Origin of the sequence: Pseudomonas bharatica CSV86 (genome assembly GCF_000319305.2) — a bacterium.
Classification (GTDB): Bacteria; Pseudomonadota; Gammaproteobacteria; order Pseudomonadales; family Pseudomonadaceae; genus Aquipseudomonas; species Aquipseudomonas bharatica.
Window position 1 is genome coordinate 692,744 of the sequence record NZ_AMWJ02000002.1, and the last position, 11,290, is coordinate 704,033.

Consider the following 11,290-nt stretch of genomic DNA (forward strand, 5'->3'; position numbering starts at 1 on the left):
TAGAGCGTCTTGGAGTTGAGATGACATTCAATATTACTCCTATATTTCTAGTATTGTCGAAATGATGTACGCAGCCTACTTGCGTTTATCCGACCTGTCAACTATAATTCTAGAAACATCGAATTATTGGGGCGTGCTATGGATCACGAAAAGGTTGCAGCCAGCTTAGCTGAGCTAGGGAATAGTCACCGACTGTCCGTGTTCCGCTTTCTGGTCAAAGCTGGCCATGATGGGGCTTCGGTCGGAGATATCCAGAAGGGGCTGGGTATTCCTGCTTCGACGCTATCACATCACCTTGCGCGCATGGCCAAGGTAGGGCTGATCCGGCAGGAGAAACATAGCCGCACGATTGTCTGTATACCCGAGTATGGGCACCTAGAGAATTTGGGGTATCCGGAATTTCTGGTTGATAAAATGCCAAAGATGTAAAGAAGAAAATCTTTCTCAGCGGATTATCTGATTGATCCTCTTCAGCCTACTCTACTGCCAATTTTCTGTTTCCACCTTCGCCTGAGTCTTCATAGCGATGCTGACTAGGGAGGACAGCGAGAGCTGGGCAAGCGTCAAAGCGGTTCTGGTTCATGCGCAATCCGGACACCTGCACAACATTCCTCTTGTAAGAAACCGATCAAATTCTCTAGGTGCCCATACTCGGGTATACAGACAATCGTGCGGCTATGTTTCTCCTGCCGGATCAGCCCTACCTTGGCCATGCGCGCAAGGTGATGTGATAGCGTCGAAGCAGGAATACCCAGCCCCTTCTGGATATCTCCGACCGAAGCCCCATCATGGCCAGCTTTGACCAGAAAGCGGAACACGGACAGTCGGTGACTATTCCCTAGCTCAGCTAAGCTGGCTGCAACCTTTTCGTGATCCATAGCACGCCCCAATAATTCGATGTTTCTAGAATTATAGTTGACAGGTCGGATAAACGCAAGTAGGCTGCGTACATCATTTCGACAATACTAGAAATATAGGAGTAATATTGAATGTCATCTCAACTCCAAGACGCTCTAGGCATGTTCGCCTTTCTCGCTATCGAGCTATCGGTTTTATTCATTGGCATTAGCTTGCTGGTCGGAGTTCTTCAACGTCACATCCCACCATCCAAGGTGGAAGCGTTACTGACTTCCAGTGGGAAGCGAGGCTATTTTCTTGCTGCTGGTTTAGGAGCTATAACGCCCTTCTGTAGTTGCTCGACTATCCCCATGTTGAAAGGGTTGATTCGGGCACGGGCCGGTTTTGGGCCGATGATGGTGTTTCTTTTCTCATCTCCGTTGCTGAATCCTATCGTCGTCGGCCTGCTGGTTGCCACGTTTGGATGGACACTTACTGCTATCTATGTGCTCGCCGCTTTGGTGGTCGCGGTAGGTGCCGGATGGCTGCTTCACACGCTTGGCTTCGAGCGTTATGTGCGCCGGACGGCGACACAAGAGAGCAGTGGATGTAGTTCATCAGCAAGCCCGTGCAGTGCTACATCGACCGCATCGAGTTGCGGCACCAACAGCTGCGACACCACTCCGAAGACGGCTTCTTGCGGGGCTGATAGGAAGACAACAGTCTCTACGTCTAGCGAATGCTGTGACAGTCAACCCACTGTCACGGTTAAGAAAGAAGGGAAGTACAGTGGTGTGTGGCGGGAAGCTTGGTCGGACTTTATCGATGTGTTGCCTTACCTGCTCATCGGTATTGCGATTGGCAGCGTGATCTATGGTTTCATGCCCACTGACTTATTGGAGCAGTATGCAGGCCCAGATAATCCCTTTGCCATTCCAGTTGCCGCTGTCATCGGCGTGCCGTTGTATATTCGCGCTGAAGCCGTCATACCTCTGGCAGCGGCTCTGATGGCCAAAGGCGTGGGTGCCGGGACGGTGCTAGCGTTGATCATCGGCAGTGCCGGAGCCAGCCTGACTGAGCTCATTCTGTTGCGCTCTTTGTTCACGCTGAAGCTTTTAGCGGCGTTTTTAGCAGTCATTTTTGCTATGGCGATGATTGCCGGTTACGCCACCTACCTGTTTTTCTGATCAAGGCGGGAGATGATTAATTCGTTAAGCCTTCCTGGGTACCAGTTGGTGGATTCTGATGAGCAGAATGAAGACATACATTTTCGGCTTGAAGCACCTACACCAGTAGCCTGCGAGGGGTGCGGCGTGCAGGGTGAGTTCGTGCGGTTCGGCAAGCGTGACGTTCCCTATCGTGATCTGCCCATCCACGGCAAGCGGGTCACTCTCTGGGTGGTCCGCCGCCGATACACCTGCCGGGCCTGCAAGACAACATTCAGGCCCCAGCTACCGGAGATGGTGGACGGATTCCGTATGACACTGCGGCTGCATGAGTACGTGGAGAAGGAATCCTTCAACCACCCCTACACCTTTGTGGCGGCACAGACCGGCCTGGACGAGAAGACGGTGCGCGACATCTTCAACGCCCGCGCCGAGTTCCTGGGGCGCTGGCACCGCTTCGAGACGCCCCGCATCCTGGGCATTGACGAGCTATACCTGAACAAGCGCTACCGCTGCATTCTGACCAACATTGAGGAGCGAACCCTGCTCGACCTGCTGGCCACCCGCCGCCAGGACGTGGTGACCAACTACCTGATGAAGCTGAAAGACCGGCAGAAGGTCGAGATCGTCAGCATGGACATGTGGAACCCCTACCGGGCAGCGGTCAAGGCTGTGCTGCCCCAGGCCCGTATCGTGGTCGATAAGTTCCATGTGGTGCGCATGGCCAACGATGCCCTAGAGAGAGTGCGCAAGGGCCTCAGAAAGGAGCTGAAACCGTCCCAGAGCCGGACTCTCAAGGGAGACCGGAAAATCCTGCTGAAACGCGCTCACGAAGTCTCAGACCGGGAGCGCCTCATCATGGAGACCTGGACAGGCGCGTTCCCGCAACTGCTGGCCGCCTACGAGCACAAGGAGCGCTTCTACGGCATCTGGGACGCCACCACACGGCTCCAGGCAGAAGCCGCCCTGGACGAGTGGATAGCCACCATCCCGAAGGGCCAAAAGGAAGTCTGGAGCGATCTGGTCAGGGCAGTGGGAAACTGGCGCGAAGAGACCATGACCTACTTCGAGACGGACATGCCCGTCACCAACGCTTACACGGAGTCCATCAACCGACTGGCCAAGGACAAGAACCGTGAAGGGCGCGGTTACTCCTTCGAGGTGATGCGGGCACGAATGCTCTACACCACGAAGCACAAGAAGAAGGCACCGACTGCGAAGGTCTCTCCTTTCTACAAGAAAACCATCGGTTACGGACTGCCGGACTTCGCAGAGGAACTCAACTACGGAGTCGATCTATCAACCATCTGATAATGGTATCAGGTTGGTGGGGTAAAGGTGCCCCATCAACCATTAAATCCGTATACCCAGAATTTGATCGGTTTCTTACAAGAGGAATGTTGTGCAGGTGTCCGGATTGCGCATGAACCAGAACCGCTTTGACGCTTGCCCAGCTCTCGCTGTCCTCCCTAGTCAGCATCGCTATGAAGACTCAGGCGAAGGTGGAAACAGAAAATTGGCAGTAGAGTAGGCTGAAGAGGATCAATCAGATAATCCGCTGAGAAAGATTTTCTTCTTTACATCTTTGGCATTTTATCAACCAGAAATTCCGGATACCCCAAAAAAATAGTTCTAGGAAAACACCGCCCACGAGGAGCTGCTCAGAGGGTCGTACCTAGACTACTCCGGCTGAAAAGCGAAGCAGCTAATCCGGACCAATGGCGTGGTCCAGAAACGGGAAACCCCGTAAATACGGGGGTTTGCGCGTTGTGTCAAACTTTAATAGCTTGTGTCAAACTTTATTATTTTGTGTCAATCTTTATTATTCAAAGCCACCTTTGCAATATCGTGGACACGAAATCGGCGTCCCTACGCGGTTTTCCTATGGATCAAGCAGTGGCAACATTTGCAGTATCGGAATACCAGCAAGGTCCTCCTCGCTTAGGGACGCACCGATGGTTTGACTCCATACGGGGTCAACAACTTGAAGGTCTTGAGTAAGTCTGTCTGCTACCCCAACAATCACGTCTTCGAATTTCTCAACAAGGGAGATGGCTCGGGTCCACATCCGGTTGCCTATCTCTGTGATTTCCAGGTCCACTTCCTGTGCAGAGCAAGGGGTTCGACTCTGGACGTTACGCAGCACTATCAAGGCCTCGCTGACTCTCGCATTGTCTTGGACTGCACCCAAAAAAGGAGAGTGGAAAATCTCAAAAGCCTTAGAATGATTTACCCCTCTATTCTGGGTGTCATGTCGGGCAGATAGTGTCTCAGCCAACGCCCCCGCAAACAAAACAATGATTCGCCGTTTTAGATAGTTGGCCAGTGCTTCAATATCAGTGATCGGCTGGTCTAAGGAAACTCTGAAGAAGACTTCCTGATTTGGCAAAATGCCCAGACTCTCCACCCGCCCGAGTTTCCGATGAAGCAGATGACCTTCGCCGACGCCGAGTACGCCGGTAAGCGCAAGCAGACCCGCAAGGAATTGTTCCTGATCGAGATGGATCGGGTTGTGCCATGGAAGGGTTTGATTGCCTTGATCGAGCCGTATTACCCCAAGGGCGAAGGCGGCCGACCCGCCTATCCGCTGATGGCGATGCTGCGCGTACATCTGATGCAAAACTGGTTCGGCTACAGCGATCCGGCGATGGAGGAAGCGCTGTACGAGACCACCATCCTGCGTCAGTTCGCCGGGTTGAGACTGGAGCGCATTCCGGACGAGACCACCATCCTCAATTTCCGCCGGCTGCTGGAGAAGCGTGAGTTGGCGGCCGGTATCCTTGGCGTGATCAATGGCTACCTGGGAGATCGCGGCCTGTCGCTGCGCCAAGGCACCATCGTCGATGCCACGCTGATCAATGCGCCGAGTTCGACCAAGAACAAGGACGGCAAACGCGACCCGGAGATGCACCAGACCAAGAAGGGTAACCAATATTACTTCGGCATGAAGGCCCACATCGGAGTGGATGATGAGTCGGGTCTGGTACACAGCGTAGTCGGTACGCCAGCCAACGTGGCGGATGTCACTCAGGTCGACAAGTTACTGCACGGCGACGAAAACGTCGTTTGCGCCGATGCCGGCTACACGGGCGTCGAAAAGCGCTCCGAACATGAAGGCCGGGCGGTGATCTGGCAGGTCGCGGCACGCCGCAGCACTTACAAGAAGCTTGGCAAGAGCAGCCCGCTCTACAAAGCCAAGCGCAAGGTCGAGAAGGCCAAGGCGCAGGTGCGGGCGAAGGTCGAGCACCCGTTTCGGGTGATCAAGCGCCAGTTTGGTTACACCAAAGTTCGCTTTCGAGGGCTGGTGAAGAACACGGCGCAGTTAGTGACGCTGTTCGCCCTGTCGAACCTGTGGATGGCGCGCCGACATTTACTGGCGAATACAGGAGAGGTGCGCCTGTAATGTGGGAAATGGCCGGCGCGAGGTGCTCGCGGCGGCTAAAAATCCAGAAAAAATGGATGATTCGATCGTTTTTTAGACGAATCGCCGCTTTTAAAATTGGCAGGGCTGAAGTCAGCCAGAAATACGTGACTACTTCAGACCATCCCTAAGAATATCTCTGAGCCGCCTTTGTGGCCGTTGTCCTCAATCAATTTCAATGTAACCTCACCAGTGCGGAAGCCCATCACTCTTGCTAGGACATAGTGCCCCATTTCATGCTGTGCGAGAGTTCTTGCTCGCTCTCTGTGGTGCTGTTGAATACGCATAGACTCAGGACTCTCAAAACGCCGGGCTCTGCTGGACTGCCAGCCTTTCACCGCCAAAACCCCATAGTGGGCAGAAGGGCAGCGACTTTTTCTTAGTGGTGCTCTTTAGATCTGATCAAGGCTTCCAAATTTGGTACGACATTGGCGTCGAGATGATCCTTCATTCGCTGGCTCAGATGGTGCTCGTTGGGAATATCAATTCCCTCTTGGCTCGCCCATTCCCGCAAAATGCCCAGCAGGACCATGCTGAGGATGTGACCATCTTCCATGTACTGGAGTAGGAAAACCTTTAGCCTCCCTCGTCCTTCATCGGAATGCAGGTCAAAACCGCCAGGCACGTCATGCAGCCGATGCGCAATGATGTTGCGATGCTCGAGGAAGCGATCCAACTTGTCGTCGAAGGTGGGATGCAGATCAACCTTCCCTCGCAATGCTTTGAGCAACCGTCCAAGAGTGGCTTTCGAATATCGCTCCAGCAGGAGCTGAACCTGTTCCACAGTTTGCAGGGGCTCGCCGTGCAAAGGGAACGTAAGACAATTGCTCAACAGGCGCTCAACACCCTGCCCTGCGATCATCGCAAGACCCAGTGTCTTCAACACGTCGTCCTGTATAGGCTTGTAGCCCGACTGCGCTTGATCTTTCATGATCGGATTTTCCTGCAATTCAGTGTTCTGTTTTCAATGCCCGCAAGATGGCGTTTTGCAGCACCTTCGGACATGCCCTGAAACGCTCGATCAACAACTTTTCCTTCCTAAACCAGCACTGCCGGGTGGGTGGCATTCCACTGCTCAAAAGCCGCCTGCGAGGTTGCCGCAGTAATCTTCTCGGCGCACTGGCAGCAGTACGCAATGCCACCGGATGCTCCGACATCACGGTGCCCTTGCTGGCATGGGTTCATGCGCCAATCGTCATCGCGGGCTTCCTCATCCAGATCCGGCTGATGCGGCTCCGCCTGGAACTGGGCGACATACTCAAGCACGGCGGCCACCCGCAGGCCGGTCGCGCTGCTCTTGTCGGTGCACACGCGGTAGGCATGGCCGCTCTGGACGATTTCGCCCAGCAGCTCAGCCGCGTTGTCCAGGTGCTGCTCGGTTTCGTTGGTGTGCTCAATGAGCTGGTTGTAAGCCTGTTGCGACTCGTCATGGCGACGATCCATAGCCTGGACGATCTTGAGCAAGCGCTTCGTGCCGATTTCATCGGTATCGCCCAAGCAGAGCCGGTCACCCGCATCCTGAGTGCATTGGCAATCGTCGGTCAGCACTTCCGAGCTACCAACCCACCCGCAGATAGTGCACTCGACGGCGTAGTAGCTCCCCACCAGAGGCTCCTGGCCGATGCACAGCGGCATGCGTACTACCTTCTCAACATTGCTCATCGTGAACTCCTACTTAGGCCAAGCGGCTTTCCAGATCCGCAATTTCGTTCAGGATGTCTGCACGGGTGTCGTCGTCTGTGTCGTTACCGTTGAGAGACATTTCGAGCTGGTCGAGGCGGGCATAAATCTGTTGTTGGCTCATGGCGTCGATTTCCTAGAGGTTGTGAGGCTTACGAAAGCCCTGTATTACCCAGCGCATCACCAAGATCAACAGCCCCAATACCAAACACAATCCAACCCATGCGCCAAGCACAGTTAGTCCATGCTCCCTTTGGCGCTTTTCTTGATATGCGCGTAGCCTCTCAATCTGGGCGCTCTGCTTCTCTATAGCCGCTTGAACCTGCGCCACTGATCGGCTCGTACCGATACCCGCTTCGGCTGCCGATAGCTCCTGCGAAAGGTCGTTGTAGACCCCAACAGCCCAGTGCATAGTTGATTCACTGGGTTTGGTCAGCATGCCTACCCAGCCAGAGGCAAAAGCCGCCAATACGCATGCAGTGATCCACAACCTAATCCAGCCACTTCTGCGCCCTTTCATTTCCATAGGTGATTCCCTATCAGTTTCTCGGGCGCGAAAATCGCACCTCCCTCTACGGCCGCGGCCCCGGCACAGGCCAGGGCTTGGGGTGCAGCTGAGCGGGCTTTCCGATAACTAGCTGCGTTCGAATTCTTCGGCGGTCATGTAGCCGAGATACGAGCAGTTCATGACAGTGGCGGTATTAGATACCGTGGCATTGCGTTTAGCTGCCGTGATCACTTGCTTGGTGACTTTCTGCTCTGGCAACCAGTGATAGGCATTGGCATAAAGCGCTTGCCCATTACGTACTTCAAAAAAGGTAAAAACGTAGTAATGATTTCTCGACATGGATTCGTCCTGCTTGATCCCGGAGCGCAAGAACCGCGCTTCACTACTGCCGCTGCCCAGCATGTGCTGGGCTTGGGCGGTGCCGTTTTCCTTGCCTTTAGGCTGCGCGGTTCAGCGCTTTGTCGTAGTAGCTCGTTTGCAGCCCCCAGTACACAACGTCCTGCTGGGCGAGACGGTGTCGACCAAGCCTACCGCTGCACCACCTGCGACCTGCAGGACCTCGACCGCCACACCGACCTCAATGACAAGACCTGGACCTGCAACGCCTGCGGCAACCCGGTGCTGATCGACCTGGCCGACGACAAAGGCAATACCCACACCGTCGAACGCCGGCAGGCCCAGCACCTAACCGACAATGACCGGGTCGTCCTCGATCACGACCTGTCGCTGCTGAGCTGTATCTAAGCCTCCAACACCGCCATCGGCAAAGGCCCGGGCTGGTACATCGCCCTGCAGGGCCACCGGGGGAGAAGGTCGAACCCAACCGCTACTATAACTGCGTCCCGCGCTGATCGAGAATGTCAGAGCCGCTTGGCGAGCTATGCACGGTGCATAGACTGGTCCCACGGTATGAGTCAGCCTTGGTTTTGTTACCGACTCAATCTGACAACTGTGCGCCCACTGCAGGCTTCATTGCAGCGGCAACACTCTCAGCCATTTCAACCAACACATCGACAATTCGCGCGTTCTCCCAAGGATCGCCAGGTGCAACAGCCGCCGCGACGACCCTCGGGTTTGCCAGCACGGCCTGCAGCGCATCGAAGTCATTTGCGTTCAGGTCAAGGCTGAAGCTCAAGCGTTTAGTCATTGATGTAACTCCAAAAGAGGGATCCAGATGCCGGCAACCATCGCCTGCACTAGATGCCCAGCATGCTTGATGTAGCTGAATACTTCGAATCCACTAGCTACCGACCGAAGGCTCATGCCCCCTAAGCATTAGATCGGTCTCATGTGGCTATAAATCGCTTCACCTTCATCATAGGTAGCTCGGGTTTCTGGCTGGGTAACCGGCCTAATTGTTGCTCCTACCGGAGCAATGGATTCAGAATTCTGCACTTCTCGCTGGACGCTCACCGCTTGGATACGCTTCAGGGCCTCGTTGGGATCTTCGCCAGGCAGCAGACCAATACGCTCACGAACATCTTCGATTTGTGCCCCGGGAACTGGCCAACGAGTCGAGCGTGACGCTTCGCGGTAAGGCCATCGCCGCCTTGATCGCGATCATATGCGAGCGAAAACCGTTCAATTTTGTAACGCTCGACAAGGGCGATAATTGCCGCCTCAGTTTTTGGACCTGGCTCACCAGTAGTGCCGATGAACAGGATATGCCTTCGGTCTTCTGGACTAGCCAGCTGGTAGGTGCTCAAGGTGTCGACGCCGCCCTCACTGAAACGGATTTCGGTGGGATTCGCGCATTTCGGGTTGGCGAGGTAGATACCTTTTTCAGTTTCTGCCGTAAAACCCTTGAACTCACGTCGTTCGCCATTGATCACCTGAGCACCGCGGTACTCATAGCCGCAGAACTTAGAATTCGCATCAATGTGAGGAAAAACAGCCGATCCATGTCGGCTCGTACGCCAACGTGTTTCGGCCAACACTTCGGACGAGATCCCTCGCTCTTGGCTCAGGTAGCTATCACGACGAGACATGAAGCCAAACGTCCGGTAGTGGTTTTTCGTGCTGGTTGCGATTGTCTCTAGGCGCTCGCGTTCCTTCCTCTGTCGCGACTCTTCACGTACAAGATCAATACGGGCCTGCTCTTCCGCCGATTTACCCAGCGAAGGTAGAACGCCCCCCTGAAACGCACGAACATCGTCCTTGGCCTGGATGAAGGTGCCGCCCCTAGCTTCCTGATAGAGCTTGAAGATGTCACCGCTCGTCCCTGAATGCCGGTCATGCCAAACCCAATTGGCATCAGCAGCCTGGTAAATGTCGTACTTCCCTGAGCCGTGGCGGAAAACAGCATGTCCTTTATACGAGGCCTTCTTGTCGTATTCCATGCCAAGGTGGACAGCGTAGTCGGTCAGGTCAACATCGCGCTTCATCGCGGCAACTTCGCGGGCGTCTGATGCTTTATCGTATTTCATCGAGCGTGCTACAGCAGCACCAGGAATCTGCCGTCGCACTCGACCAAGAGGCTGTCGATCAGCGAGTGTGTTATCGGACAATACACCCTCACGTCCCCTTCCGGCACCTGCTGCCAGATCGCATGTGGACAGCGTACGCAGACAGTCTGAGGGAGCTCGCCCTGCAGGGCGCTTAATGTTGCCGAGCGAGCGAGAGAAGGCTTCTTCATTTGCTGCGTCACCGGCGCCGGCGGCGCGATCAAATTGGCCGAGGCTGCCGGCGACTCGCTGGCCTGCGGCGCCGGCTCGGGATTCGGGTCGGAAAACTCCATCGGCGGCGACGACAGGTCGTCCATCAACGCGGGGGTAGCGGCCGAGGCCGGTAAGGGTGGCAGGTCGGGCAGGATCAATTCGGACATAGCAGGCCTCCTGAGGCTCAGGCTTGATCAGTTTCAGCTTCGTGGCGAATAAGGCGGGCTTCATTCCCTGGAGCGTTTCGCATAGATCACGGCGCTGCTCTGGGGGCACGGATGAGCCGGGGTTTGTCCAAGGTTCAACTTCAATACCTAGAGCAGGGTTTTCTGCAGCTATAACAGCAACGCGGCGAGCGGCGGGCGGCCAGGTCTGTTCGTCGGCGCGAAAGTCGACAACGGCAGCGCCGAAGGCCCTGGCGTGGTCGATCTCGGCTTGAGCCGGCGGCAGAACCGTGACGGACTGACGGGGCTTTCCTTGAGGCTCTTCCGTAGCCTGGCCGGGGAACTGGAAGAGTGGTGAAACACCCTGGAGGCGATCGAGGACAGACAGTTGTTGAGGGGCCAGCTTGAACGGTTGGCCGGTGTGCGCGGATGCCCGAATTGCTTCCCGGGCCTGAGGCATCAGATCGAGAGCATTCTCTTTGTAGACGAACTCCGCCGTCGACTTTCGGAATGGGAGCCAGTTGGCATCACTCAGGTACGTTTTGCACCCGTGGATCCCTCTGGTGTAGGCGACATACCAAGCCTGCAGCGATGCGTAGGAGGACGGCAGATAATAGGTCTGCATGACAGTCATCCCCTGCGCCTTGTGGCCCGTCATCGCGTAACCGTACTGCAGCGATTCATACTCACTGGCTTGGATCTTGATCGCCCTCCCATCGTCGCGTGCGATCGTGAAAAGGATGTCCTCGATCCGGTCGCCGTCGACTTCACGAGTGATTCGCTCAATGCCCAGTACGGTGCCGAGATCCCCGTTATAGATGGGCTCTTTTTGGGCATCCTTGGCCGTTTTTCGCAAA

General features: G+C 55.3%; 13 protein-coding genes. 5 read left to right on the top strand and 8 right to left on the bottom strand.

Annotated features, from left to right (window positions below; all coding sequences use genetic code 11):
- Positions 1-138: 138 nt before the first annotated feature.
- Positions 139-429, top strand: a complete 291-nt coding sequence (locus CSV86_RS16830) for an ArsR/SmtB family transcription factor (RefSeq protein WP_170394890.1) — start codon at positions 139-141, stop codon at positions 427-429.
- A 134-nt stretch (positions 430-563) separates the two neighbouring features.
- On the opposite strand, the gene CSV86_RS16835 is transcribed toward CSV86_RS16830, so the two are convergent.
- Positions 564-878, bottom strand: a complete 315-nt coding sequence (locus CSV86_RS16835) for an ArsR/SmtB family transcription factor (protein ID WP_000349485.1) — start codon at positions 876-878, stop codon at positions 564-566.
- A gap of 141 nt (positions 879-1,019) precedes the next feature.
- On the opposite strand from CSV86_RS16835, the gene CSV86_RS16840 reads away from it, so the two are divergent.
- Both CSV86_RS16840 and CSV86_RS16845 read left to right on the top strand, forming a co-directional pair.
- Complete coding sequence (locus CSV86_RS16840) at positions 1,020-2,024, top strand: permease (RefSeq protein WP_040363373.1); 1,005 nt, start codon at positions 1,020-1,022, stop codon at positions 2,022-2,024.
- Positions 2,025-2,036: 12 nt separating this feature from the next.
- Positions 2,037-3,314 carry an ISL3 family transposase gene (locus CSV86_RS16845; RefSeq protein ID WP_000610830.1) on the top strand — a complete coding sequence of 426 codons (1,278 nt, stop codon included), beginning with the start codon at positions 2,037-2,039 and terminating at the stop codon, positions 3,312-3,314.
- A gap of 571 nt (positions 3,315-3,885) precedes the next feature.
- On the opposite strand, the gene CSV86_RS16850 is transcribed toward CSV86_RS16845, so the two are convergent.
- A complete protein-coding gene (locus tag CSV86_RS16850) occupies positions 3,886-4,410 on the bottom strand; it encodes a hypothetical protein (RefSeq protein ID WP_170394894.1) in 525 nt (174 codons plus the stop codon).
- Positions 4,411-4,425: 15 nt separating this feature from the next.
- Between CSV86_RS16850 and CSV86_RS16855 the strand changes: the two genes are divergently transcribed.
- Positions 4,426-5,406, top strand: a complete 981-nt coding sequence (locus CSV86_RS16855) for an IS5-like element ISAch1 family transposase (RefSeq protein WP_014819624.1) — start codon at positions 4,426-4,428, stop codon at positions 5,404-5,406.
- Positions 5,407-5,803: 397 nt separating this feature from the next.
- Here the strand turns inward: CSV86_RS16855 and CSV86_RS16860 are convergent, their stop codons facing one another.
- The 4 genes from CSV86_RS16860 to CSV86_RS16870 form a co-directional block, all read right to left on the bottom strand.
- Positions 5,804-6,355: a hypothetical protein gene (locus tag CSV86_RS16860; protein ID WP_009397337.1), complete on the bottom strand. Its 552-nt coding sequence runs from the start codon at positions 6,353-6,355 to the stop codon at positions 5,804-5,806.
- Positions 6,356-6,462: 107 nt separating this feature from the next.
- Complete coding sequence (locus CSV86_RS16865) at positions 6,463-7,086, bottom strand: hypothetical protein (RefSeq protein ID WP_009397335.1); 624 nt, start codon at positions 7,084-7,086, stop codon at positions 6,463-6,465.
- 13 nt (positions 7,087-7,099) lie between these two features.
- Positions 7,100-7,228: a hypothetical protein gene (locus tag CSV86_RS32775; RefSeq protein WP_009397333.1), complete on the bottom strand. Its 129-nt coding sequence runs from the start codon at positions 7,226-7,228 to the stop codon at positions 7,100-7,102.
- A 510-nt stretch (positions 7,229-7,738) separates the two neighbouring features.
- On the bottom strand, positions 7,739-8,014 hold the full coding sequence (locus CSV86_RS16870) for a hypothetical protein (RefSeq protein WP_009397331.1): 276 nt from the start codon (positions 8,012-8,014) through the stop codon (positions 7,739-7,741).
- A 9-nt stretch (positions 8,015-8,023) separates the two neighbouring features.
- On the opposite strand from CSV86_RS16870, the gene CSV86_RS16875 reads away from it, so the two are divergent.
- Positions 8,024-8,356, top strand: a complete 333-nt coding sequence (locus CSV86_RS16875) for a hypothetical protein (RefSeq protein ID WP_009397330.1) — start codon at positions 8,024-8,026, stop codon at positions 8,354-8,356.
- A 193-nt stretch (positions 8,357-8,549) separates the two neighbouring features.
- Here CSV86_RS16875 and CSV86_RS16880 read toward each other — a convergent pair whose 3' ends face one another.
- Positions 8,550-8,759, bottom strand: coding sequence for a hypothetical protein (locus tag CSV86_RS16880; protein ID WP_009397328.1), 210 nt, complete (start codon positions 8,757-8,759; stop codon positions 8,550-8,552).
- A gap of 280 nt (positions 8,760-9,039) precedes the next feature.
- Positions 9,040-11,289: a DUF3991 domain-containing protein gene (locus CSV86_RS16885; RefSeq protein WP_170394897.1), complete on the bottom strand. Its 2,250-nt coding sequence runs from the start codon at positions 11,287-11,289 to the stop codon at positions 9,040-9,042.
- Between the last annotated feature and the right edge of the window lies 1 nt (position 11,290).

Excerpts from the sequence above, each read along its gene's own strand:
- CSV86_RS16830 (WP_170394890.1), top strand. The coding sequence starts at position 139 with ATGGATCACGAAAAGGTTGCAGCCAGCTTAGCTGAGCTAGGGAATAGT.
- CSV86_RS16835 (WP_000349485.1), bottom strand. The coding sequence starts at position 878 with ATGGATCACGAAAAGGTTGCAGCCAGCTTAGCTGAGCTAGGGAATAGT.
- CSV86_RS16840 (WP_040363373.1), top strand. The coding sequence starts at position 1,020 with ATGTTCGCCTTTCTCGCTATCGAGCTATCGGTTTTATTCATTGGCATT.
- CSV86_RS16845 (WP_000610830.1), top strand. The coding sequence starts at position 2,037 with ATGATTAATTCGTTAAGCCTTCCTGGGTACCAGTTGGTGGATTCTGAT.
- CSV86_RS16855 (WP_014819624.1), top strand. The coding sequence starts at position 4,426 with ATGAAGCAGATGACCTTCGCCGACGCCGAGTACGCCGGTAAGCGCAAG.
- CSV86_RS16860 (WP_009397337.1), bottom strand. The coding sequence starts at position 6,355 with ATGAAAGATCAAGCGCAGTCGGGCTACAAGCCTATACAGGACGACGTG.
- CSV86_RS16865 (WP_009397335.1), bottom strand. The coding sequence starts at position 7,086 with ATGAGCAATGTTGAGAAGGTAGTACGCATGCCGCTGTGCATCGGCCAG.
- CSV86_RS32775 (WP_009397333.1), bottom strand. The coding sequence starts at position 7,228 with ATGAGCCAACAACAGATTTATGCCCGCCTCGACCAGCTCGAAATGTCT.
- CSV86_RS16870 (WP_009397331.1), bottom strand. The coding sequence starts at position 8,014 with ATGCTGGGCAGCGGCAGTAGTGAAGCGCGGTTCTTGCGCTCCGGGATC.
- CSV86_RS16880 (WP_009397328.1), bottom strand. The coding sequence starts at position 8,759 with ATGACTAAACGCTTGAGCTTCAGCCTTGACCTGAACGCAAATGACTTC.